Consider the following 23,104-nt stretch of genomic DNA (forward strand, 5'->3'; position numbering starts at 1 on the left):
TTTCTCTAACAACCATTACAATATATTCTCTTTAAAGTCCAAGTCCGGAAATACCAGCTTGAAATAATCCTTCTCGCTATTCAGCGCCAGCCTGAACGGAAGGTAGGCGTCGTGCCCCGGGATTGTAAACAACTCCGGATATGCGGCAAAATGCCTGCAATAGTTTTCAACAAAATCCAGCACCCCCTGTTGAATCTCAGCAACCATCTGCCCGTCTACGGGGTCCGGCGCACAAAAATCCAGCCGGACGCTTCCATCCGGATCCAAAGCAAACCCCTTCAGGCTCGGCTCCCGTGAAGTCAACAGCATTTCCAGATACACATTGTGCCGCTTGCCCGGATTATGCGTACTCCAAAATTCACGGTTCAGCCCCTCTGAATATAAATAGGGCACCAGCTTTTCTGTTTGCAGAAACGAAACGCTCTCATCGGCCTCTGCGGTGTAAAAGGTATCGGTACCCGCAAGCAGGCCGATAATTTCGCAAGGGATTTGCCACTTATGCTGGACCAAGTAGCGCAAAAAGACCGCACCGCTTCCAGCCCAGCCGATATCCACCGCACAGGCCCTCCGGCAGCCCTGCAAAACACCCTGCCAATACTGGCGGGCCGCCTGTTGCTGCTGCTCATAGCATGCCAGCACCTCCGGCCAAAGTTTTTCCAGGGCCTGAACCACCTGCCCGGCATTCTGAGGGGTCAGCCTTTCCGACATAGAACTGGATAGCTGTTGTTGCAGCCGCTCCTCCAGCGCCTCCAGCTCCATGCCCGCCACCAGTTCATGCAAGGTCATTCTACCATGACTGTTGTGTTCGACAAAACGGGTAAAATAGGTGCGCTTATACCGCTCTGCCGCCAGCTTGACGGAGGCCAGCCGGGACCAATAAACATATTCGCAGCGAGCCTCCGGGTAAAGCCGCCGGTATACCTCGTGTAAGAGCTTGCCGTCCCGGGCCAAAAAAAGGATCTTGTCTATTTGATGCGCCGCCGCATAACGGTGTATAAAGGTACAGTACCCAAGCACCAGCAATCCCCCAACTATATAACCGTATTCATACTGGGGTGAATAAACCGAGGCGCCGTTGTGCAGCCAGGTGTTTACCGTCCCCGCGTAAGCTGACCCCACCATGCGGGACATCGTGTCCGGCCGGAAGCGCAAGCCCTTTTCCTGCGCATTGGGGTAGTATACGGCGAAAAAGCCGTTTTTCCGGGCCGCGTCAACATCCGCTCCGAAATTATCGCCGACATGGGCAAAGCTTTTTTCAGTACCCAAACGCTCCTTCGCCAACTGAAAAAGAGTCCCTTCATGCTTGCTTTTACCCCACTCACAGGAGACAAGCAGCTGCTCCGGCTCCACAAATCCACAATTGTGTAAAATATTCCGCAGCACCTTTGCAGGCAGGTACATATCAGAAATAATAATCACCGTTTTCCCCTGCTCCCGCAGGCGAGTATACAGGCGCTTCATATAGGGGTTGGCAAAGCAGAGCGACAGCTCCGTCTGTAGCTCTGCTTCCATTGCTGTCCAGGCCTCCGCCCCCATATCATCCTGTAGGCATTGGTAAATTTCCTGCAAGGTAACCTCCCAGGTTCCCTGCTCCCGGTATTTCCTGTTTCTTGCCCGCCGTTCAGCCTGAACACGCAGCTGATGAAACCCCATATATTCCAAACGGGCGCCGACAAAATAAAACAGGTCTGCCGGACGTGCAACCGGCCTGTAAACCAGCGTATCAAATAAATCAAAGGAAATTACATCATAGTCCCGTAGCTTTTCCGCAAGCTGTTCAGGTGTCTCCCGGAGCGAAAGCGACGACTCGCTGCCCCCGGTATGCAGCCGTTTGGCCTCTGTTCTGCCGGCGGCCGTCTCTGGTAACCGCCGCCGGAAATAATAGTGGAAATTGCATTTGAGCAGCAATGCCCAAGATTGTCCCCTCTTTTTTCGGTGGCGTTCTTTGTCGGCATCAACATAGCTTTCATAATAACGCTGAATTTCGGGAACCCGCCTGACCAGGATATTATAAAAGAAGTCCTTTATTTTCTTTAAGGCGCCCACAGGCTTCCCTCCTTCAATCCTTTTTTCAGCCGTGCCGGCAACTAGTCTTTAGGATTTTTATTGACCGAATCACTTTTAAACTGGCGCAGCTCCCATTTTATTTTCTGCTTGATAAAGTGCCGGTAAACAACCGTGAATAAAATCAAAACCACAGCCAGGACAGCGCCCTCGGCTGCAATAATCAGCCAACTGTATTCATTGGACTCGCGTTCGGAAACCTTTACCGTACAAGCCGCCGTAAATCTGCCGTCCCCTGTCGTCACCGTAATTGTCGCCGTCCCGCCATTGACGCCAAGGACCGCGCCATTGGGGCGAACAGAAGCAACCTGCTCGTCGGAGGACTGATAAAGCACGGCCGGTAAAGCCGTCCCCTCCGGCAGAGCCGATGGAAGCAGCTGGTAGGTCTCGTCCGGGTCAATCATAATATTTTCAACCGGCAGCACCAAACCGGTCATTTCCCGCGAGGTGGAATTTTCCTGAGGGTCCGCTGTGGCGCCGACTGTCTCCTGAACCTCATGATAGTCAATTTGTATCGTATTTCCCGACAGTTTCGCTGTAAAACTAGTTTCGCCCCGTGCCTGAAAAACAACCTTGCCGGTGTAGCGCCGGCTGTTCCATTCCACGACAAATACGTAAGCGCCTACCGGAACCTGGGCATCTGCCAGGCTAAAGGAGCCGTCCGTTTCCGTGGTAAGGGAATAGTTCTGTTCCCCCTGTAAGATTACCGGCACTCCGCCGGCCGGTAATCCGTCCTCATCCAGCAATTTTCCAGTTCCCGAGGCATAAACGGCTTGTACACCACCAGCAGAAACCGTCACAACGCAGCTTTTTTCCGCCAGAGAGCTCTGGCCCCGCGCCGTTACAGTGGTAACACCTTCGCGGTGCGCCGTAATAAGCCCCAGGTTGTTCACCGAGGCCACGCCCGGATCGCTGCTTTCAAAGGTAATTCGGTTATTCTGAGCGTTGTCCGGGATAACCTGGGTATATAAGTAGCGCTCCTCTCCCGGCTTCAGCACCATATTATCCGTTTCAATCATCAGGGAATTTGGCCCGGTCCCCGAAAGCACAGTCACCTGGCATTCCGCCCGTCCGCCGCTGCCATCGATAACTTCTATCACCGTACTCCCCGGTACGCCGGCTGTCACAACCCCCTGCTCGCTCACGGTTACTACACTGGCATCGTCAACCGTATAGCTATATTGGGCCCCGTGGACGAACTGGTAAGACTGTCCTTGGCAAAGCAGCAGTTCATTTCTTTCCAGTACCACCGCCTCCGCCTGTCCAGCCGGAAAAAACAAGAGCTCTCCTATAAAAACTGCCATCAGTACCAAAAGGCAGCCGAATCGTTTCTTCAATCGGATTCCTCCTTTACATATGCCTCATGCCCGAGGTAACAGGAAAGCACCTGCGGCAAGGCATGGTCAATTAGATAAAGCCTCGGCAGCCGGAGCGCTTCCTGTTCGAAATGGAAGCCGTCCAAAAATCTGTACAGTGTTTTTTCCGGCTCCAGAGGGTCGTCCGGCGAAAATAGAAAGCCGTTCACGCCGTCTTGAATCAAATCGGTGTGTCCTTTTACTTCTGAGGCTAAAACAGGCTTTCCGCAGTAAAGCGCCTCCATTACGGTAAAAGGAAGCCCCTCAGAGCGGCTGGCCGTTACCAATGCGTTACAGCAGCATTGCAGTAGAACGGCGACATCCCTGCGCTGGCCCAAAAAAAGCACCTTCTTTTCCAGGCCCTTTTCTTGTACCAAACGGCGGCAATCGGGCAGCAGCGCTCCCTCCCCGGCCAGCAGCAGCCGGGCCTGTGGGTACCGCCCCGCCACATTGGCAAACGCCTCTATCAAACGTAGCTGGTTTTTTCTGACAGAAAATTCACCGACGCAAAGTAGAAGAGTCTGCCGGTCCGAAAGGTCCCATTCCCCGTATAACCGGCTCTTTTCCCGCTTTTTTTCCTCCGCACTCAAACGGGGCAATGCCTCCGGACAGATTCCCATGCCGGGGATAGCGGCTATATGGCGGCAAAGCCGGTTGGCTTTCGCCAGCTCCTCGTCCGCCCGGTTCATCGTCAGCAAGCAGTCCACCCGCCCGCGGAACAGCCTCTCACAAAAAAAGTACAGACGGTTCTTCAGCCCTCCGTCCTCCTTGAACAAATAGCCATGGCAAACCGCAATATAACGCGCCGATCGGCAGCCGGACAGCACAACCGCCAGCTTGGTAATAAAGCCGGCAAGTGTCGCATGCGAAATAACCAGGCTGTAACGTTCCCGGCGAATCAGCTTTGCCAGCCAAAAGGCTGTTTTTATGTTTTGAAATGAAATATCCTTCTTCGAAAAGGGCAATTCATAGTAATGGTCGCTATAGGGGATGTCCCGCCTGCCCTGCGCAGCCACGTCCACCTGCCAGCCGTGCTCCTGGAACCATTGTAAATAGGGCAGATGAAACTGCGTGATATGCGACGCGCGAGAAGCTGTCATCAGAAGTTTCTTCCCGCTTCCAGCCTGTTCAACTCTGCTCATAAGCCTTGCACACCTCGTCCGATGTCCCCATCATCTTTACAACGCCCTTATCCAGCCAGACGGCCTTCTGGCAAATCTTTTTCACCTGTGGAGTGGAGTGGGAAACGAACAAGATTGTCGTGCCTGCATCCAACATTTTTTTCATGCGGTCCTCGCATTTTTTCCTGAATTTTGCGTCACCAACCGCCAGCACCTCATCGGCAATAACAATATCCGCGTTTGTAAGGGTCGCGATGGCAAAACCAAGCCTGGAAAGCATGCCGGACGAATAGGTGGCAACAGGTGCATCGACAAAGGCCCCCAGCTCGGCAAAATCAACAATTTCGTCAAAACGTTTATTCATATAGGCGCGCGTGTGCCCATGCATGGCGCCCGTTAAATAAATATTCTCCCGGGCGGTCAGCGTCCGGTCAAACCCGCCGTTAATTTCAATCAACGGCGCAATTGTGCCGATGGTTTTTATCATGCCCGAGGTTGGCCGCATAATGCCTGCAATCAGCTTTAGGAGCGTCGACTTTCCGGAACCGTTAACCCCCACCAGGCCAAGCGATTCCCCCTTGCTCAGTTCAAACGAAATGTGCTTCAGCGCCCAAAATTCCTCAAAAGCCAAGTGCCCCCGCACAGCGTTCAAAAAATACTCCTTCAACCGGTACTCCTTGTTCTTACTAAGGCGGAACATCATGGAAACGTCCTGCACGGTGATAATCGGTTTCATTTTCGTTCCCTCCTTATAGGTGCGTATAAATCCGGTCCTGATATTTTTTAAAGACCAAAATCCCCGTCACCAGCATCAGCAGGCTGTAACAGGTTGCGATAAAAAGCGTTTGCTGCGACGGTATCGTCCTGTAGAGCACTAAGTCCCGCATCATGGTAATATAGTGGTACAGCGGATTCAGGTCCCAAATAAAACGGTACTGCTGCGGGATGATGGAAATCGGGTAAAAGGTCGGCGTCGCATACATCCAAATCGTTGTGATAATGGAGTATAAATGCTTCATGTCGCGAAAGAATACGCCTGTTATGCTCAGCGCTAATGAAAGCCCCGTGGTAAATATCAGCAGCAGGATCAGCGGGACCGGAATAAGGAGCAGATAGGGGGTCACGGGGGCGCCTGTAACAAGAATCATCAAAAACATAGGGATAAGGGAAATCACCATGGTAAAGGCGTTTACCCCGACCGTAGCCAAGCAAAACATATAGTTCGGCACGTGGATTTTCCGAATCAGTCCGCTGTTGTTCAATATGCAGTTCAGCGACTGCGTCGTGGTCATGCTGTTGAAACTCATCATCACATATCCGCACAGGTAATAAACCGGGAAATATTCAATCGAGCGGCGGAACAAGGTGGAAAAAACAATTGTCATGACAGTCATCATCAGCAGCGGGTTGAGCAGCGTCCAAACTACACCCAGCACGGATTTATAATACTTCTTTTTAAAGTCTCTTTTAAACAGCTCATACAGGAAGCTGAAATAATTCATAAATTCTCTGATCGCCTGCATCCTCATTCCTCCTGATTCCGGCGGCGTTTATAGTAACGGTCCTTCAGCCTGTTTAGAAGAGCCGGCGGTAAAAGCCCTACCGCCAGCGGCTTGACGACATAGGGGATTCCGCGCGGCAGCAGCCCCAACGAACGGAAGGCCCTCCATTTTATACATGCCTCATCTACACGGTAGCGGTATTTTCTCTTTCGTCCGGCGGCTGCGTCCTCGCGGTATTCATAGAGCTCTTCCTGAATGGTGTATCCTTTTTCGCCCAACGCATACAGGCGTGAAAAAAGCTCCAGATCCTCGCACCGCCTCGTCCTTTTACCGGTGCAGTAACCTCCGTGGCGAATCAAAGCCTCACGGCGCAGACCCACCGCGCCGTGCATAAAGGGCAGACAAAACAGAAAATCCCGCTTCTCCGGATACTCTGGGTAAGCCATTTTTCCCCAAGCGCCTTTTTCATCGAACAGCGTGATATTGCTGGAGACCAACGCATACTGCGGATGCTGCTCCATGAAGGGAACCAAGCGTTCAAACCGCCCCGGAGCAGAGCGGTCATCTGTGTCCTGCCGCAGCAGAAGCGCTGTTGTGGCTGCCTTCACGCAGCGGTTTAACGAAAAGGCGAGCCCCCGGTTTACCGGGTTGGTCAATAGCCGGATTCGCTGGTCACGGCCTGCGAGCTCTTCCAGGAAGGAATGAACCGCCTGCTCTGAGCCATCATCGCAGATGATCCACTCAAAATCTTGTAAGCTTTGTGACAAAACGGAATCCGCAGCCTCCTGCAGCCTATCCAGCCCTTCATTGTAGACACCGGTGATCACCGTAAACCGCAAGCCGCCACCCCCTTCATTTCCGAAAACTCCAAGCTACATCCCAAAGGTAGACATTGAATCGGTACCACGCTTTCCAGCGGATATTGGAAACCGCAAAGCAGCCATAGGGCCAGAAAAGGTCCGCCCTTTTTTTAACCCTTTTCCTGTTTCTGTTCAGCAGCCTGCGAGGGACAAAATAAGCGCGTGCTTCCTCCTGGCTAATATCTTTAACCAGCGGTGTGAGGTAGCTTTCGGAAGCGTCGTCACAAAAGAGGCACTCTGAAAAAGCACGCGCCTCATCAGCCGACGGATGAACACAAAGTTTTTTCATCCGTCGTTTCAGGCATTGCAGCAAAACGGCGCCATCGCCAGCAGGAACTTGCCCCTCCAGCGCTTCACCGACCTCCAGCATCAACCGGCATTGGCTTTCCGCCCTGCTGGAGCCCTGTGCATTTCCGGCAGTATTTTTCCATATTGGAATAATACTGCTGTGCTGTTCCCGGTAACCGCAGGTCATCGGATGCGGCGCAGCACACATGCTTTCCAGCACATTATTGTTAAAGAGAATCCGGTCATGAACCGGAGAACGCCTGGAAAAATACCAGGCCATATAATCGCCGTCCGCGGGGTCCTTGGGCTCCTGGTACAGGCCGAAGTAGAAGCCGGAAATTCCGCCGTTTCCACCCGCACTGCGCAGCAGCTGCCGCAGGGAGCGCTGGATAGAACCCGTCCAGCCCGTATCTACCACCGCCACCGGATCCCCGTCCAGCAAGCCCTCCTGCCGTAAATAAGAGATCGCAGGTCCATAGGCTGCCTTTGATTTTTCCTCTACCAGCGACCGGAACTGTGGGTTGCCGGAAAGAACATCCTTGACTCGTTCCAATTCATGAACAGCCATAGGCCTGTCCAGCATCTCAGGAGACGCGCCTGCCAGCCGGGCACATTGAACGCACTCGTCCTCGCTCGCCTGAAAACGCTGAAATATGCCGCGCAGGGTGAGCCTGTAGGCCCGCATAAAAATCATTTCATAGGCTTCATCACCGATTAAATGATAACCTGGTACACGCCAGGCCAGCCTGGAGGCATATAAGTAGCTGCATTTAATGTCATAGGCCCTTTTCCCGGCAATCATCCGGCAAAGCTTATGCATGGCATATCCGTCCCGCGCCAAAAAATACAGCCGTTTCAGCCCTTTCTTGTGGGCCTGTTCCATGACCCAGCTACAAAAGCCGTATAAGAGCGGGGCGCTGTAAAAGGCCGTTACCCTCCGCCACGGCGGCGAGGCCTCCCCCGCAAACAAACGGGCGGCTTCATCAATCGCCCGGTTGATCTCCTTTGCATTCATCCTCTGTACTCCACCATCCTTGTCCGCTTACAGGGCTCTAAAACACCGTACCAAACAGGCTGGCGTAGGGAACCACACCATGTACATTTTCCAGCAGGCCAATGATATGGTAGCCGGAGGTAAGGACTATAATAATCCCCATGACCACCCAATAACGATAGCCGGGCCCCGCACTCTGGGTATAGTTTCCATAGCGCCGGCCTCTTTTCAGCATGCCCCCCGCCGGGAGAGCGGCTTTTTTCCCCTGGGGGAAAGCGGTACGAAGCGCGCTCGTCAGCTCTGGTAAAGCCAGGACAAAATAAGCATATGCGTAATAGGAGATCCGCTCTAAAATTGCATGCCGGGTCATCATCATCATACAAAAAGCGGCAAAGAATAAAAAGCCGATTAAATAGCGGTTATATTCATTTGCCTCCTGCATTGGCTTACGGAAAAGATAAACCAGAACTAACAGCAGCAAGGGGATCAATGCATATAGAGAGGACATCCCCTCTAAAAACACGGAGTTGGCATACTCCTGATGGAACACCAGCGTCAGCAGGTTGATAATCCCCTCTGAAGAGATGTAAAAGAACAGCAAGCCGTACGCATATAGCAGCCACAAGCCGCTTCCCGGCCGTATTCGAAGCACTGCATAGACCGGGATCAGAATCAGCGCCGTCGTGTGGAACAACGCAGCCAGGACTACAATGCCAAGGAAAGGCCAAAATTTTCTGTTTTTAATGAAGGGCCAGGCAAAAAGGGTAATAGCAATCGCAACCGCCTGGCGCAGAAAATTCATATTTAAATACAGCAGATACATGTTGACGAACAAAAAGGTAGAAAGCCACACATTGGGTGAATAGCGGTAAATGAAGAATGCCCAGGAAAACAGGCAGAACACCGCTATTAAGCCAATATAAACCTGAATATTATTGGTAAATAGGCCGATCAGCTTTGTCAGCACAATAAAGCCGATCTCCCAGTCCAAATAACTCAGAGAAGAAAAACCCTCCATATCCATCAGCACAAATCCCTGGGCATACATGTCGTAGTCAAAGCCAATACGGTAGCGAAAACAGACCAGCAGGAGCAGCTGTGTAAAACAAATTGCCAAAAACAAGAGCTTTCCTATTTTTTTGTTCTTAAAAATTCCAAAACAGAGCAGGCCCCAAACACAAATCAAACCGACATTAAGCAGATAAAGCGCCAATTATTTCACATCCTCCTTGTTCTGCTTTTTCCCGGCGCACAGCTTGAAGGCCGTCCGGAATAAAATACGAATGTCAAACCAGAAGCTCCAGTTCTCTATATAATCAATATCGAACTGAATCCTCTCTTCAATAGAAGTGTCCCCGCCCCTCAAACCGTTTACCTGGGCCCAGCCAGTCATGCCGGGCTTTACATAATGTTTGATCATATAGGATGGGATATACTCCATAAATTGGTTGACAAAATGTGGGATTTCCGGCCTTGGGCCAACCAAACTCATATCGCCCTTCAACACATTGACCAGCTGCGGCAGCTCATCAATGCTATATTTTCGCAGAAAATGCCCCACAGAGGTACAGCGGTCGTCTTCAGCGCCGGCCATCCGAACAATGGATTCCGTCTCCACCCGCATGGAACGGAATTTATACATCTCAAAGGGCTTTCTATTAATCCCCACTCGCGTTTGCCGGAATATTACCGGCCCCGGGGAGGTCAGTTTAACCATTAAGGCTGCAATTAAAAACAGAGGGCTAAATAAAACCAAGCACAGCAATGAAAATAAAACGTCAAAGGCACGCTTCACAAAGCTGTTCAGCAGGCTGTCCAACGGTATTTTCCGCATACCGAGCACCGGCATATTGTCAAAGCTCGTCACATAGACCCGGGAAGGCAATTTTGCAAAAATACTGGGGATAATTGAGAATTTAACCCCATATTTTTCCAAAATCATAATTTCATTTAAAAATGAAACATTTTCCCCCTCTTTCAGCATGATAAAAACTTCATCGACAATATTTTTTTGCAAATAGGATTCCAGCGTAGAAGATTTACCCAAAAAGGGGATCGCCGCCCCGGGCATCTGCTCAGCCGCCAAATAACCGGATATCTCATAGCCGAACTCCGGCGAATTGCGAATCCTTTTAACAAACCCCTCTGTGGCCTCATTGTAGCCCAGAACGGTTAAAAATTTCTTGTTATAGCCCTTCTTACGCACAAACCATAAAAATTCCCGCAAGGCTCCCCGGTATAACACCTGAAGGAAGGTGCTTAAAAAGAAAAAAACGGTAATGCCCACTTGCACCCTGTCGAAGGAGCTAAATGCACAAAAAAAGGCTACTAAAATAATATAAGCCACTAAATTGGCTTTTGCCAGCTCCGTCGCCTGCACCCAAAAAGGAATATTACGGTAGGAGCGGTAAAGATGAAAGGCACTGTAGAGCGCCAGATACATTAAGCTGATTAAAATATACATGCCGGCAGACGCCACCGCGTTATCGCCAAACAGGAATACGCTGTTTCCCTGATTAAAATAGCGAAATGCAAGCCAAAATGAAGCGAATAGCGATGCTATGACGACAATGAAATCGAGGACTATATTAAAACTGTTCAGTAATTTTTGATTTTGACGGATCATACCCGCTCTCCTTCATTCGATAGGCTGAGTCCACCGCTATAAGCCTTACGCATCTCACATACCTGTTCAAGGCCAGCGCCTTCAGTAAAGGAGAAATATTCTTTTCAGTACGCGGAGTTTCTATGCGTTCCACGCACTGAGGAAATTTTTCCTGGCGCAGACCGTTAAATTTTAACGTAATTATTGTGAAAGCCTTTCCCGAAAAAAGGGAAAGGCTTTCATCAGTTCATTATTGGGTCAGCCCTACAAAATTATTTTGCACGGACTTTCTTTGCCTTAACGCTCAGCACAACAATGCCGGCAGCAGCAATAAACATAACCGCAACAACAGCAATTGTTACATTATTGTTCTCACCGGTCTGAACATTGTCACTTCCTCCGTCCACAGCGCCGTTGACCTTCTCGGCAGCAGCGTAGTAGGAGAAATGGTCGGTCTCAAAGCTGAGGTAACCATTGCTCAGTTTTGCACCCATATCGCTGACCTTGTTGTCGTCGGCAATGTAGAGAACAGCGTTCTGGTTGCCGGCTGCGGGAACCGTAACGGTGACCTTGCCGTTCAGCTTCTCGATCGGGTTGCCATCCTGGTCCTTCAAAACGATGTCCAGAACAGCAACATTCTTGAAGCCGTCTTTCTCGGCAGTGGCAATTGCGTCTGCAACCTTTGCGTTGTCAACAGCAGCAACTTCCATCTTCACCTTTTTGACGCCCTCGGGCAGCACGTCGGCAGCAACCTCTACGGTTACGCCTGTCTTGGCAGTAGTCGTCAGCTCCAGGGTCTCGCCGGCAACTACGTCCTTCTCGTCGCTGGCGCCGTAATCAGAATAGCCCGGAGCAACCGCCAGCGCAGAAACACTGGTCATGGCAACTATAGCTACACCGAGAACACCCGTAAGGATTTTTTTGGATAACTTCATTTTTCTCATTTCCCTTCTCAAAAAATGATTAAGCGCCTCTATTGACGCCCTGACTGTAGCTTATTCTAGCACAACTGCTGCTTCAAGTCAACTACTATACATTGGAAATTTTTAACTAAATTATACAAAAAAATAAATACTATTTCTGTTTTTCCAAAACTAAATATACCGTTTAATTGCTGACTGTCCATACAATATGCATACATTCAGCAAATTTATTTTAAGTATACCTAATATTCAAATATTTGTATAATTATTCAATCGATTTTTAAAACCGTCATAAATTTACAAAATTGGACATTGCAGCCTTTCTCCAACGCAGGCTGTTTTTCCTTCCGCTTATTTCCCGGAAGCGCTTCAAGCAAAGCTCACTGCTCCGAGAATTCAGGAAAAGGCCGCCGGTCGATTTTAGATCGACCGGCGGCCTAAAAAACTTCTTAGAACTTGACGACCTCCCCATCAACGGTACCCGTTAAGCCTGCCGCGTTGGCCTCATCCGTATCGATGTGGACTGCTAAACCCGCTGTCGCGCTGACACGCGCCACGACGTCACCAAATACCAGTGAACGCCCATTATAATTCAGGCGGATTCCAATCAGCTCACCATTGGTTACACCGTAATCCACTGCCTGTTCCGGCGTAAAATGTGCGTGGCGCTTGGCTACAATCACGCCTGCCGCCAGCTCGATGGCCCCCTTCGGGCCAATCACCTTACAGCCCGGGGTGCCGTCTATGTCACCGGAAAGCCGCAGGGGAGCATCTATTCCAATAGACCTGGCATCCGTTTTTGACAGCTCTATCTGGGTACGCTTGCGGACAGGCCCCAGGATTGAAAGCTTAATGCTTCCCTTTGGCCCCACTACCTCAACTTTTTCTACGCAGGCAAACTGTCCCGGTTGAGATAAGCTTTTTTTCGGGGTCAGCTCATATTCCGGGCCAAACAACGTATCTAAATCCTGCTGCGTCAAATGAATATGGCGTGCAGACGTCTCTACCATAATTTTCATCTATCAAACATCTCCCATTTTATTAAAAAATAATTGACTGATTTTATTGTACTCTTTTTTTTAGAAAATTCAACTGAAAAGCCTCTTCTTTCTATCCGGGCAATATGCTATAATAAATTAAAATATTCTGCGGGCATTCGGCGTCTTTCAACAGCAGAACGCCTTGCGGCAATAAGGACGCTGCCGGCATACAGGGCTGAAATTCAGCCATTTTCAGAAATTTTGTCTTTAGAGAATTATTATAAGCAGAAGAAAGGAATCAGAGCATGTACGAGCATTGGGAAGACTTGGAGGCAGCCTGTAAAAGCTGCCGGAAATGTAGCCTGCGCGAGGGCTGCACACAGGTGGTTTTTGGAGAGGGCAACCGGGAGGCAAAGGTACTCTTTATTGGGGAAGGGCCCGGTGAACAGGAGGACGTGCAGGGAAAGCCCTTTGTCGGCCGCAGCGGCCAATTGCTGGACCGTATGCTGGATGCCGTCGGCCTCAGCCGCCACAAGGATCTTTACATTGCCAATATTGTTAAATGCCGGCCGCCGCAGAACCGCGACCCCCTGCCGGAAGAGCAGGAGCAGTGTATTGAATGGCTCCGCAATCAAACAGCGCTGATGCATCCGAAAATCATCGTTTGCCTGGGCCGTATTTCCGCAATGAAGATTATACGCCCGGACTTTAAAATTACCAAAGAGCATGGAATCTTTTTTGAAAAAAACGGCTCTCTGCTCATGGCAACGCTCCACCCCGCCGCCCTGCTCCGCAACCCTTCCAGTAAGCCCGGCGCCTTCGACGACTTCATCAAGCTCCGTGAAAAAATGGAAGAGCTCGGCCTTGTAGAGAAGGAAGCCTGACGCCTTCTCCAAAGAAAAGCTTCCTATACAGCAGTGAGTGATTTCGTCCGCTCTATTTTTACAGGCGCCTTATTTTCATGGATAGCTGAGAGCTCTTTTATGGCATTGGCAACAGTGCTGTAAAGGAGCTCTTTTATTTGACAAAAAGAACAGCCGATAATCTGCACAAAAATTGTGGGCCGGTTTGCCGTTCCCGCACAAAAAAGAATCCTTTTGCAGATTGCTCTTGATTTTACAGTTGATATCAAGGATAATACCTCTGGAGGTGGAGATATGAACGTATTAAACTATTCAACCTATTACGACAAGGTTCTGGGCGGTTGGCTTGGCAAGTGCATCGGCGGCGCCTGCGGCGCCTTGTCGGAAAACAACAAGAATATCCTGCACTATACCATTGATAATGTCTTCCCGGAGGTCATTCCGCCAAACGACGACCTAGACCTGCAAATTCTCTGGCTGCAGGAGGGACTGGAAAAAATTGGCGTCGGTATGACACGGGAGGACTTCGGCGCGCTGTTTGCCAAGTACAATGTCTGTTTGGCAAATGAATACGCGGTGTCCATCCGCAATATCAATCTTGGTATTCTGCCGCCGGTATCCGGCACTTACGACAACAGCTATTTCTTAAACTCTATGGGCTGTCCGATCCGCAGCGAAATCTGGGCGCTGCTGGCCCCCGGTTCCTTCCGGACGGTTAAGCGCTACGCCGAAATGGACGGAAGTGTCGACCATGGCAGTGAAAGTATTTACGGCGAAATCTTTAATGCAGTTATTGAGGCCGCCGCCTTTTTTGAGACGGACCGGGAAGCGCTGATCGAAATAGCCCTCAAGGAGATTCCCTCGGATTGCCGCCAATACAAGAGCATCCATTTTGCATTGGCCTGCTACCGGGAGCAAACCGACTGGGCAACCGCTCGGAATCGCCTCGTACGCAAATTCGGCTCCATGGATGCCTCTTACAGCGTGGTAAACCTGGGCCTGACCATGCTGGCCTTCCTCTATGGAGAAGGCGATTACACCAAAACCCTGCTATATGCGGTCAACGGCGGCTATGACACCGACTGCACCGCTGCTACAGCATTGTCTATCCTAGGCATTATGGCCGGCGCTGAGCGGACACCGCAGTTCTGGAAGGACAAAATCGGCAACGAGCTGGTAGTCGGTACGGTGGATATTGACTGCCGCTACCCCACCATTGAGGCGTTTGCCAAGGCCACCTGTGCGGCCGGGCTTTCCTTCAGGGAGGCCGGTTTGTGGGATGTACAGCTCACCGGCATTCCGGCGGAGGCCGTCCCCTCTCTGCCCGAGACCCTGCAGAAGCCGCTGTCCATTGAGGTTTGCTACCAGGGTTCCCCGGTAATCGGCATCGGTGAAGAAAGCGTCCTGTTGCTGACAGTCAAAAATCATACGCCGGAGGAAGTCTCCGGCGTATTGGAGATCCGCGGGCCGGATTATCTGGTTTGCTCCCTTTCCAGCGTATCCCTGACACTATGCCCCCAGGCGGAAACCACTCTTACCCTGAATATAAAGGCGCCGGAAACTCTTTGCGCGTTGCCAATGAAAAACCTGTTTCAGGCCACCTGCTGCGGCGTTTCCCGGGATTTCGGCCTCTTCGGCGCTATGCGCATGAAGCTTTTCGGCCCCTATTGGGATAATTATGACACCACGCAATACCCGGAGGATCCCTATGAAGAAAAGATGCAAAAGCTCCCTAATGGCGACGGCGACATCCATGCCATGTTCAATGGCTTTGTCAACATCAACCGCGAATATCTTCCGGAGGACTTCCAGCAGCTCCCGCAAGATTTTGAGTGGGTAAATATTCATGGTTCCGAGTTTGACCTGGAGCCTGCCGTTACCTACCGCGGCCCGGCTTGCGTTTATCTTGTCCACGAATTTACACTGGAACATGCCGTCCCCAACGGCCACTTCCATTTTGGCTGCAACGCGCCCGCCAAAATTTGGGTCAATGGCGAATTAGTTCTGGATAATCAAGCGTACTATGCGTGGACTATTTTCAACTGCACCGCCCCCGCAAGTCTAAAAGCGGGTAAAAACCGGATAATCTTCAAGCTTTCGCGCACAGATGCCTTCCGGTTCAGCGTCTTCTGCCGGAACTGGGAGGACCGCGGCCGCTTTATCTGCAACATTACCTCTTTGGGTGAATAACGCCTTATCCGCCTTATCGCGGCCATATTGAACACGATCCTAAAAATGGATGGCTGCCGCACAGCAGGCCTGTATTTATAAATCCTCCCGAGCTGTTTGGGAGGATTTATTGTATCGGGCCGCCAGTTCGTTTCGGGTTCTATCGCAAAAGCAGCTTGAAAAATTCTGCTTGGCAACGCTTTAACCCTATTCAGGCGGAAACCAACCGCAGCCTTGTGCGCCTTTTCTTACCCTGATTATCTTTTTGAACACGCAGGGGGATAACAAGACTACTTTTCACCCATAATAAAACAAAAAACAAGGGGAAGATGTTGCAAATGACTATTACCTTTAAAGGCGCCCAACTAACGCTCTGCGGATCGCCTCTTCATGCAGGGGATCGCATGCCCGGCTTTGTTCTGATCGATCAGGACCTCAAAGAAGTTGATTCTAGGAAGCTGTCTGGTACCCGTATTTTTTTGACGGTTCCCTCGCTTGATACCGGGGTATGCGACCAGGAAGTCCGGCGTTTTAACCAAGCCGCCGCCGATTTACCCGGCGTTTCCATCTATGCCGTCAGCTTGGACCTGCCTTTCGCCCAATCCAGATGGTGCGGCGCCGCAGGGGTAAACGCAGTGCGGACGCTGTCCGATTATCGGGACCATTCCTTCGGCAGGTCCACTGCCACAAGGATAAATGAGCTTGGGTTGCTTACCCGGGCCGTTTTTGTGGTAGATGCTGGCAATAAGATCGCCTATGCGGAGTATGTGCCGGAGGTAACCAACCACCCGGACTACGATGCCGCCCTCTCCGCTGTCAAAAAACTGATCGGCCGTCCGAGCTGATAAACGCTTCTATAGAGGACATGCTGTCTCAAGCAAACAAAAGCAGCGGGGTTACATTTTTCTGTAACCCCGCTGCTTTTTTATCCGTTGGAATTTTCAGGCGTATTTTTAAGGCGGGCCGGCGGCTGGCCTTACATTAAATCCAGCCATGCAGCTTCCTCATCTGAGAGCGAAAGCTGGAACGCGCACAGAAGCGCCTCCAAATGCTGCCTGGAGGAAGGGCTTAAAATACAAAACAGATTCATCGGCTGCCGGAGCGCCCAGGCCAGCACCACAGCCGGAACCGTGGCGCCTTTTTTCTCGGCCAGGCATTCAGCCCGGCGAAGCCGTTCCACATTATCCTCGCAATAGTACTCTTCTACCGGCGCCCAGGAAAGCGTGCTGTGAATCTCCTCCTTCTGAGACGTCCGGTACTTTCCGGAGAGGAATCCCCGGGCCAGACTGGAATATGCAAAAACCGGCAGCTGATTCTCCGCATACCACCGGCGGTCCGCTTCCCGTGAAGGGCCGGACAGCCACACGCTGCCGCCCCAGGGGTCACGGATCATCTCCGCCAGGCTGTAGCTGGGACTTGAAATAGAAAAGGGTTGCAGGCCGTTCTCTGCGGCATAACGGTTAGCCGCCACCAGCCTCTCTACAGACCAGTTGGATCCGCCGAAAAGCTTAAATTTTCCAGCTCTTTTCAGCTCATTCAGGCAGTCAACAAGGGTCTCAACCGGTACGGAAGGGTCATCGCGGTGCAACAGATAAATATCAACCGACTTCAGCTTCAGCTGCTCCAGGGATTCCTCCAGGTCTGACCGGATATCCGCGGGGCTGACCCGAGCTCGTTCCTCGTTCTGGTAACAGCCTTTTGTCAGAACATTAACCCGGCTGCGAACACCACGCCGCTCAATCCAGCCGCCCAGAACCCTTTCCGCGGTCCCGTACAGACGGGCAGTGTCAAAGGTCGTAATCCCTGACTCTAGTACCGCATCCAAAATATCGTCCGCATTTTCCCCCGCTGTCATCCGCGCTGTTGCCGTTCCATAAATAAAACGGGAAACAGGCACCTGCAGACCCTCTATTTTCTTTGTTCTCATTTCCGCCCTCCATAGCCTTACTTCATACGCCCCGGGCCCCTATCGCCACCGGTCAGGGTTTTCCCGCGCGCAAATTCATAATCTGCCCGTATTTCCGCAAAAACAAGAGGATCGAGGCACAGCCTCCTATTTCGCCTTCCAATTTTTTCGAGAAATTGCCAGCAGGTGTGTGCTCAGGCCCCGGACATCCTTTTCCGTGTCCAGAAGCCGGACCGAGCGCATCACAGCCTCCCGGGCATGCTCGTCGGCCCAAAGCTCATCTAGGTTAGGCGCCAGCCAGCCGGCTCCTACTACGCCGTGGACTACCGTCCCGCCAAAGCCTGCGCAGGCAAGCTCTTCTTCAAGCTCCTCCGGTGCATGGAAGTGGGAACGCCCGATGCCCCGGTATTCTGAGTACTCCGGCCGAATATGCTCCCCGTCTTTTAGCTCCCGCTTGACCATGCTGAAAAAGGCATCCTCCTCCAGCAATTTATTTTTGGTGCGAAACACGGTGGTTGCCCACAAAAGTGTGGCAAAACGCGTAATTGCAGCCGCATACAGCCGGCCCCCGGGCTTTAGCAGCCGGCAGCACTCGTTTAACGCTGCCGCTCTTTCTGGTGCGTCCACAATGTGGTAAAGCGGACCCATCAACAGCACCGCATCCGCCGTCTCTGTTCCGCGGGCGATGCTTCTTGCATCTGCCACTTCTGCCGCGCACAGACTGCTACCCGGATATTCGTCTGCCAGTTCTGCAGACAGCCTGATGTTTGTCTCAGAAAGGTCGAACAGATGCACCCGATAGCCCAGAGAAGCCAACCACCACGCATATTCACCGTAACCGCCACCAATATCATAAATAACCGCCGGGGCCGGGGGCAGTGTCTCCAGCAGCAGCTCCTTGGTCCGTTCAAACTCAATCAGCCCTAAATCTGTATGCAGGCGGCCTTTTTCCACCCCGGCGTTGTACCCTGCCAACACATCCTTATCAATCGTTTTCATCGCAATCTCCTTTCTACTATGAACTTGGTCGCCCATCTGCTGCTGGGGGAGCTCGGACTGCTTTGACATGGCACGCCACCTCGCCTTCGGAAATATTTCATCCAGTATGACAGACTTTCTAAAAGCTGTCAATCCCCTTTATACCGCCCCGGATAAAATAAGCGGCTCCACCGAAACGGCCGGTTGTCATTTCGGTGGAGCCAACTCAACAAGCTTAATAAATGTGGATTTACAGTTCAGCATCCAGCCAATAGGCATCGCCCGAGCGGTAGGGCGGCCCGGAGACAACCTCTCCATTCAGAACTGCGGTAATATTCTCTGCACGCTCAAAGGGGCCAAAACGGATCAGAACCTTTCCCTCAAAGCCCTTTTCCAGCGCGACGTCGATCCGCTGGATGCCATTCTCCGGATAAGCTGCCGCAAGGTTAATGTGGTGCACCGAATTCTGCACCTTAAAATTCTGTAAGTCTACTTGCCAGCCCTCGGGCAGTCTGGGCATAAGCTTAAGCACGCCATTTCGCAGCGGAGAAACGCCCGCAACAATCAGGAACGTCTTCAATGCCTCCGCCTGCTGAACCAGGTTGGCTAGATCTCCCTGACGGCGCACGGCTTTCAGCCGGTTTGAATAGGAGATTCCTTCGGGTACGAAATAGGGCTCCGGCAGCCTGGGCGCATAGCAAATTCTACTCAAATTATCCACCAGCCTGGAATAATCCACTACGCGATCCTGCAGCAAGGCGTTCTGCGTCATCATGGCGCTGTTATAGCCAACCCCACCCTCGCCGTCAATCACGATTCCTCTGAAACGGGCCATATCATCTTCATAGGTACGCTGGGACAGCGTCCGCCACTCCACCGGCATATCACGCAGATCATAGCCGAAAATATCCGCCATCATCACCACGACCGGATCATGGTGGAAGCCCTGATGCCTCAGGTCCCATTTTCCGCCAGCGGAGAGCTTTGCCATAACCGCCTGGTACATCCGGTCCGCCATGGCACGCCATTGCTCCGCTTCAACTTTCCAACCGTGGTACTCCGCTATTTTCGCATAGCCGTACAGTCCCAAGCAGCAGGGCACATTGCAGTATAGGGTATAATCACCCATGCCGCCTTCGCTTTCCGCATAAAGCAGGCCGTCCTCTGCAAAGGAAACCCCCGGGTTTTTCAGGCACCAGTCAATCCAACGGATCGCTTCCTCTATTCCCTGTCTATGCTCGCCGATAAAACGCTCCTTATCCGAGGCATTTTCCCAGGCGCAATAATGGGCCATCATCATCAGGCCGTGTCCATCCGTCTCCTGATTGCCAAGGTTGTCACAGTCCTCGCCGAAACGGTCCTCCGTATAGCGCGTCGCCCAACCGATATAGCGCAGCTCCTTTGAGTACACCAGCGGCTTATTCATAATAACCGTATAATGTCCTGGAATATCCTTCCCGTTAATTTTCAACTGATTTTGCGGAAAATACAGCATACATTGGTTGGCATATGACAATGATTTTGAAACAAGCGGATTTTCGCTGAAAGCGTTTGCCGTCATCAGCGCCCGGCCCGCATCCCGGGAGTAAAAGCACCCGCAATAGGAGTTTGCGTTAGGCACCCAGGGGCCGAACCCGTCATAGCGCCAGGAGGGCGCCCCCGTATAGCTCGCCGGAAACAGGCCGTTTTCCTCCACGCGGTCTACTAAATTAAAATAGTTGTGGTAAACCACGCCGCTGGCAATCTCCGCCAGGCTGTTCCCGGAAAAGCGAACCCGGAAGCCTGGGTCGCGCTCCGGATAATCGAATACCGGCGCATTCGCGTAATCCTCTTCAAAGGTTAGCAACGCGGCGTTCATCTCATCGAGCTTAGCCTGTACCGTCTGCGGGTAAAAGTCGCCCTGCAGAACCGTATGATTTTGAAAGAACGCGTCCATTTGACCGGAAGCCGCGGCAACGCCTGTAAAGACGGGCGTCCCCTCCTTTTCAGGATTTTTCTCCACGGTAACTGCGCACACAGCAGTTCCTTTTTTAGCCTGTACGCACAGTGTACAGGCTTCTTCCCCCTCAAAGGCGCCCTTCAGATAAAGCGTATCCTGCAGAAGCGCCGTCATATGCGGCTCCGCCTCCTGTGATTTAAACGGTGCGCAATCCTCTTCCCAAATATTTCTGAACCACAGTGTATAACCCAAAATAAGCGGAACCCGGTCCACACTGCCATCCTCATAAGCAATACAAAGCCAGCCCATTTTGTCGCCGATAAAGCGGTTGTAGTAATCCTTCGATATTCCCCAAGGGGTACAGCCGTTTGGTATGGAGTGGTAACCCCCGGTAAAATAGAGGCAGTCCCCCGCCATAAGCTTTCCTTTAAACGGCAAGCTGAAAAAATCCATATAAAATCCCTCTTCCCCAAATTATCCTCTAAATTAGTACCCGCTAAAAACGCCGGGGGCACCTTTCAACGGCCTAAATTATAACAGACAGAAAAATGTTTTTCAAGCCGTTTATGCAAATAAAAAAACGTTTCTCCGCCCCAGTGAGCAGCCTTGCTGTACAGCTGCTAAGCGCCCGGCAGAATTATAAATTATTGTAGCCAAAATAATTTTGATGGCTACCACCTCATCTGTGTAGCCAAAACGCGAAAGCATAAATTTATAATACTCGGCATCATAGGGGTCCGTCCTAATCACATCCAACAGCGCCGCCAAAATTCTATCCTGCGGAAAATTCGGATGCGTTAAATTGTGAAAAATATTATTGGCCTGCTGATAAGCTTGATCGGTCGGCCACCAAATTGCCTGGCCGTTCTGAATCAGCGCCCAGACAAGCGACAGAAACACGTGCCAATAATCTATAAAAACATGATCCAGCAAAACATCCGGGTTAATTTGCCGGTAGAGCTCCACACGCTGAACGGGCTTGACATCTGCATTTCGCAGCACACTTGCCTCTATGCCGTCTCTGACCAGGTTGAACGCCGTCGCCTTGGCAATTCCCTTCAGTGCGCCCGTCAGCCCAAAACCGCCGCCGGTCAGGTTGGGCACATAGCCCATCATATTGGACACCTTTCTCTGGTTCTCCTCTATGGCTGCGTTAAACCGGTCAATGACCGCATTATAATCGTCAATCGCCAGGTGAAAATCCGCAACATGCTGTTCAAGGAAGGCTTCATAATTTACCGTCCAAACCCCTTCTGCAATCAATATATTAAACGCTTCCTTTACCACGGGGTTCAGCATACAGTCATAAATCTTGATAAAGTGCTCTAAAAAGCTGTCCAGGTCGCGGATATTGGCATGGTAGGCACCTTCAGCGGCATCGCACAGTTTAAAAGCGATATTCTGAAAAATCAGCCTGTAAGAGTTAAAAACATCCATGCTCTCCGGCACCGTCAGCGTTTGTCCAAAAATCGGAAACGATCTTGCCGCCCCTGTTACTCTGTCCATCCTTTTGTCTCCTTGTTTCTCTTTATATTCATTCTCATGCCTTCGCGGCTATTATGCTAAATATTGCCTGCGGTATTTGGCAGGCGTAACCCCTTCCAGCCTGCGGAACGCGCTGATAAAATTACCCGGGTAGGAAAATCCCACCCGCACGGCAATTTCCGCCACAGAAGCCGAGCCGCTCAGCAGTAGCTCCTTTGCCTTGGAAATACGATATTTCAAAAGATATTCATAAGGCGTATACCCGGTGGCCTTTTCAAAAACCCGGGCTAAATGCGCACGGCTGACAAAAACCGCCCGGCACAAGTCCTCCAATTCGATATGCTGCCGGTAGCCCGTATGAATAAAGTCCAGCGCCTTGGCAACTACTTCATCCTGCCCGGCAATTTCCGCCGGCGCCACTGAAACCATTTGGTGCAGCATCACCGCAATCAATTCTGAAGCAATCGTTTCAAAATCCAGATCCCGCTGCGACTTTAATTCCAAAATCTGCTGGATATTGTTTAAGCAGCCCGCCGCTACCGGGCCGCAGATCACACCACCGTTTTTCTGTCGGATGTATTCCGCGAACCCCTCTGAACCCGCCCCGCAAAAGTGCAGCCAATAAAACTCCCACCGGCTCCGGTCCGGTGTAAAATATTCGTGCGGCCGGTTGGGCGCCAGCAGCGCCACCGAACCCGGCAGCAGGCTGTATTCCCTTCCGTCGTAACGCAGGGTACCCCTGCCGGACACCGTACAGATCAGCAGGCAGTCCAGAATGCCCTGCCCGCGCTGAATATGGTATTGGTCGTTGCAAAGGTGCCAGCCGCCCGACTGCACACAGTAAAACAGCCGGCGCGCCAACACGCTCGGCGCGTGGGCCATTAGGCGGACCTTGCCAAAGGCGCCGTCCCGGTCATAGCGGTTATTTTGCTCCTGTTCCATAGGCCCCTCCTCCAGCTCTCCCTAATTTTCTATATTTTATCACACCTGCATTCAAAGCGGAAGAAAATTTTGCTTTTGTATCGGAAAATGATGAAATCGTATCATCACGCATAAAACCTCTTTTCTTCTC

At 51.4% G+C, this 23,104-nt stretch carries 20 protein-coding genes; 3 read left to right on the top strand and 17 right to left on the bottom strand.

The annotated features are described in order from the left end of the window. Window positions 1–15: 15 nt before the first annotated feature. The 11 genes from DPQ25_RS02320 to DPQ25_RS02370 all read right to left on the bottom strand — a co-directional run bounded on the left by DPQ25_RS02320 (window position 16) and on the right by DPQ25_RS02370 (window position 12,731). Window positions 16–2,046, bottom strand: coding sequence for an HAD family hydrolase (locus DPQ25_RS02320; RefSeq protein ID WP_112331556.1), 2,031 nt, complete (start codon window positions 2,044–2,046; stop codon window positions 16–18). Between the two features lie 41 nt (window positions 2,047–2,087). Continuing rightward, entirely contained in the window at window positions 2,088–3,401 is a 1,314-nt protein-coding gene (locus DPQ25_RS02325; RefSeq protein WP_112331557.1) for an Ig-like domain-containing protein, read from the bottom strand. Further along, window positions 3,398–4,561: a glycosyltransferase gene (locus DPQ25_RS02330; protein ID WP_112331558.1), complete on the bottom strand. Its 1,164-nt coding sequence runs from the start codon at window positions 4,559–4,561 to the stop codon at window positions 3,398–3,400. Before DPQ25_RS02330 ends, DPQ25_RS02325 begins: the two co-directional genes overlap by 4 nt. Continuing rightward, window positions 4,548–5,276 (bottom strand): ABC transporter ATP-binding protein, encoded by a 729-nt coding sequence (locus tag DPQ25_RS02335; protein WP_112331559.1) that lies wholly within the window; start codon window positions 5,274–5,276, stop codon window positions 4,548–4,550. The genes DPQ25_RS02330 and DPQ25_RS02335 overlap by 14 nt, the downstream gene beginning before the upstream one ends. A gap of 13 nt (window positions 5,277–5,289) precedes the next feature. Further along, entirely contained in the window at window positions 5,290–6,063 is a 774-nt protein-coding gene (locus DPQ25_RS02340) for an ABC transporter permease (protein WP_177576797.1), read from the bottom strand. A gap of 2 nt (window positions 6,064–6,065) precedes the next feature. Next, the gene (locus tag DPQ25_RS02345; protein ID WP_112331561.1) at window positions 6,066–6,881 is read right to left on the bottom strand and encodes a glycosyltransferase family 2 protein; all 816 of its coding nucleotides are present in this window, start codon (window positions 6,879–6,881) and stop codon (window positions 6,066–6,068) included. Window positions 6,882–6,894: 13 nt separating this feature from the next. After that, entirely contained in the window at window positions 6,895–8,205 is a 1,311-nt protein-coding gene (locus DPQ25_RS02350) for a hypothetical protein (protein ID WP_112331562.1), read from the bottom strand. A 37-nt stretch (window positions 8,206–8,242) separates the two neighbouring features. Further along, the gene (locus DPQ25_RS02355; RefSeq protein ID WP_177576798.1) at window positions 8,243–9,301 is read right to left on the bottom strand and encodes an EpsG family protein; all 1,059 of its coding nucleotides are present in this window, start codon (window positions 9,299–9,301) and stop codon (window positions 8,243–8,245) included. 96 nt (window positions 9,302–9,397) lie between these two features. Then, window positions 9,398–10,810, bottom strand: a complete 1,413-nt coding sequence (locus tag DPQ25_RS02360; protein WP_112331564.1) for an undecaprenyl-phosphate glucose phosphotransferase — start codon at window positions 10,808–10,810, stop codon at window positions 9,398–9,400. Window positions 10,811–11,061: 251 nt separating this feature from the next. Then, complete coding sequence (locus DPQ25_RS02365; protein WP_112331565.1) at window positions 11,062–11,724, bottom strand: hypothetical protein; 663 nt, start codon at window positions 11,722–11,724, stop codon at window positions 11,062–11,064. A 437-nt stretch (window positions 11,725–12,161) separates the two neighbouring features. Beyond that, window positions 12,162–12,731: a PduL/EutD family phosphate acyltransferase gene (locus DPQ25_RS02370; protein WP_112331566.1), complete on the bottom strand. Its 570-nt coding sequence runs from the start codon at window positions 12,729–12,731 to the stop codon at window positions 12,162–12,164. A gap of 266 nt (window positions 12,732–12,997) precedes the next feature. Between DPQ25_RS02370 and DPQ25_RS02375 the strand changes: the two genes are divergently transcribed. The 3 genes from DPQ25_RS02375 to tpx all read left to right on the top strand — a co-directional run bounded on the left by DPQ25_RS02375 (window position 12,998) and on the right by tpx (window position 16,569). Further along, window positions 12,998–13,576 (top strand): uracil-DNA glycosylase, encoded by a 579-nt coding sequence (locus DPQ25_RS02375; RefSeq protein ID WP_112331567.1) that lies wholly within the window; start codon window positions 12,998–13,000, stop codon window positions 13,574–13,576. A gap of 273 nt (window positions 13,577–13,849) precedes the next feature. Further along, window positions 13,850–15,745: an ADP-ribosylglycohydrolase family protein gene (locus tag DPQ25_RS02380; RefSeq protein ID WP_112331568.1), complete on the top strand. Its 1,896-nt coding sequence runs from the start codon at window positions 13,850–13,852 to the stop codon at window positions 15,743–15,745. 317 nt (window positions 15,746–16,062) lie between these two features. After that, window positions 16,063–16,569 carry a thiol peroxidase gene (gene tpx / locus DPQ25_RS02385; protein WP_112331569.1) on the top strand — a complete coding sequence of 169 codons (507 nt, stop codon included), beginning with the start codon at window positions 16,063–16,065 and terminating at the stop codon, window positions 16,567–16,569. Between the two features lie 131 nt (window positions 16,570–16,700). On the opposite strand, the gene DPQ25_RS02390 is transcribed toward tpx, so the two are convergent. From DPQ25_RS02390 to DPQ25_RS15175, 6 genes are all read right to left on the bottom strand, one after another. Then, the gene (locus DPQ25_RS02390; protein ID WP_112331570.1) at window positions 16,701–17,651 is read right to left on the bottom strand and encodes an aldo/keto reductase; all 951 of its coding nucleotides are present in this window, start codon (window positions 17,649–17,651) and stop codon (window positions 16,701–16,703) included. Between the two features lie 126 nt (window positions 17,652–17,777). Further along, window positions 17,778–18,698 carry a class I SAM-dependent methyltransferase gene (locus DPQ25_RS02395; protein WP_112331571.1) on the bottom strand — a complete coding sequence of 307 codons (921 nt, stop codon included), beginning with the start codon at window positions 18,696–18,698 and terminating at the stop codon, window positions 17,778–17,780. Between the two features lie 160 nt (window positions 18,699–18,858). Continuing rightward, window positions 18,859–21,000, bottom strand: a complete 2,142-nt coding sequence (locus DPQ25_RS02400) for a hypothetical protein (protein WP_112331572.1) — start codon at window positions 20,998–21,000, stop codon at window positions 18,859–18,861. 111 nt (window positions 21,001–21,111) lie between these two features. Beyond that, window positions 21,112–22,053 carry a hypothetical protein gene (locus DPQ25_RS02405; protein ID WP_112331573.1) on the bottom strand — a complete coding sequence of 314 codons (942 nt, stop codon included), beginning with the start codon at window positions 22,051–22,053 and terminating at the stop codon, window positions 21,112–21,114. A gap of 51 nt (window positions 22,054–22,104) precedes the next feature. Beyond that, window positions 22,105–22,974, bottom strand: coding sequence for an AraC family transcriptional regulator (locus DPQ25_RS02410; RefSeq protein WP_112331574.1), 870 nt, complete (start codon window positions 22,972–22,974; stop codon window positions 22,105–22,107). Next, window positions 22,955–23,086 carry a hypothetical protein gene (locus tag DPQ25_RS15175; RefSeq protein ID WP_256556944.1) on the bottom strand — a complete coding sequence of 44 codons (132 nt, stop codon included), beginning with the start codon at window positions 23,084–23,086 and terminating at the stop codon, window positions 22,955–22,957. The genes DPQ25_RS02410 and DPQ25_RS15175 overlap by 20 nt, the downstream gene beginning before the upstream one ends. Between the last annotated feature and the right edge of the window lie 18 nt (window positions 23,087–23,104).

Origin of the sequence: Hydrogeniiclostridium mannosilyticum, from assembly GCF_003268275.1 — a bacterium.
Classification (GTDB): domain Bacteria; phylum Bacillota; class Clostridia; order Oscillospirales; family Acutalibacteraceae; genus Hydrogeniiclostridium; species Hydrogeniiclostridium mannosilyticum.

Bases quoted from the DNA above. Each gene is read 5' to 3' on its own strand.
- DPQ25_RS02330 (WP_112331558.1), bottom strand. From the start codon at position 4,561: ATGAGCAGAGTTGAACAGGCTGGAAGCGGGAAGAAACTTCTGATGACA.
- DPQ25_RS02335 (WP_112331559.1), bottom strand. From the start codon at position 5,276: ATGAAACCGATTATCACCGTGCAGGACGTTTCCATGATGTTCCGCCTT.
- DPQ25_RS02340 (WP_177576797.1), bottom strand. From the start codon at position 6,063: ATGCAGGCGATCAGAGAATTTATGAATTATTTCAGCTTCCTGTATGAG.
- DPQ25_RS02350 (WP_112331562.1), bottom strand. From the start codon at position 8,205: ATGAATGCAAAGGAGATCAACCGGGCGATTGATGAAGCCGCCCGTTTG.
- DPQ25_RS02360 (WP_112331564.1), bottom strand. From the start codon at position 10,810: ATGATCCGTCAAAATCAAAAATTACTGAACAGTTTTAATATAGTCCTC.
- DPQ25_RS02365 (WP_112331565.1), bottom strand. From the start codon at position 11,724: ATGAAGTTATCCAAAAAAATCCTTACGGGTGTTCTCGGTGTAGCTATA.
- DPQ25_RS02370 (WP_112331566.1), bottom strand. From the start codon at position 12,731: ATGAAAATTATGGTAGAGACGTCTGCACGCCATATTCATTTGACGCAG.
- DPQ25_RS02375 (WP_112331567.1), top strand. From the start codon at position 12,998: ATGTACGAGCATTGGGAAGACTTGGAGGCAGCCTGTAAAAGCTGCCGG.
- DPQ25_RS02380 (WP_112331568.1), top strand. From the start codon at position 13,850: ATGAACGTATTAAACTATTCAACCTATTACGACAAGGTTCTGGGCGGT.
- tpx (WP_112331569.1), top strand. From the start codon at position 16,063: ATGACTATTACCTTTAAAGGCGCCCAACTAACGCTCTGCGGATCGCCT.
- DPQ25_RS02390 (WP_112331570.1), bottom strand. From the start codon at position 17,651: ATGAGAACAAAGAAAATAGAGGGTCTGCAGGTGCCTGTTTCCCGTTTT.
- DPQ25_RS02395 (WP_112331571.1), bottom strand. From the start codon at position 18,698: ATGTCAAAGCAGTCCGAGCTCCCCCAGCAGCAGATGGGCGACCAAGTT.
- DPQ25_RS02400 (WP_112331572.1), bottom strand. From the start codon at position 21,000: ATGGATTTTTTCAGCTTGCCGTTTAAAGGAAAGCTTATGGCGGGGGAC.
- DPQ25_RS02405 (WP_112331573.1), bottom strand. From the start codon at position 22,053: ATGGACAGAGTAACAGGGGCGGCAAGATCGTTTCCGATTTTTGGACAA.
- DPQ25_RS02410 (WP_112331574.1), bottom strand. From the start codon at position 22,974: ATGGAACAGGAGCAAAATAACCGCTATGACCGGGACGGCGCCTTTGGC.
- DPQ25_RS15175 (WP_256556944.1), bottom strand. From the start codon at position 23,086: ATGCGTGATGATACGATTTCATCATTTTCCGATACAAAAGCAAAATTT.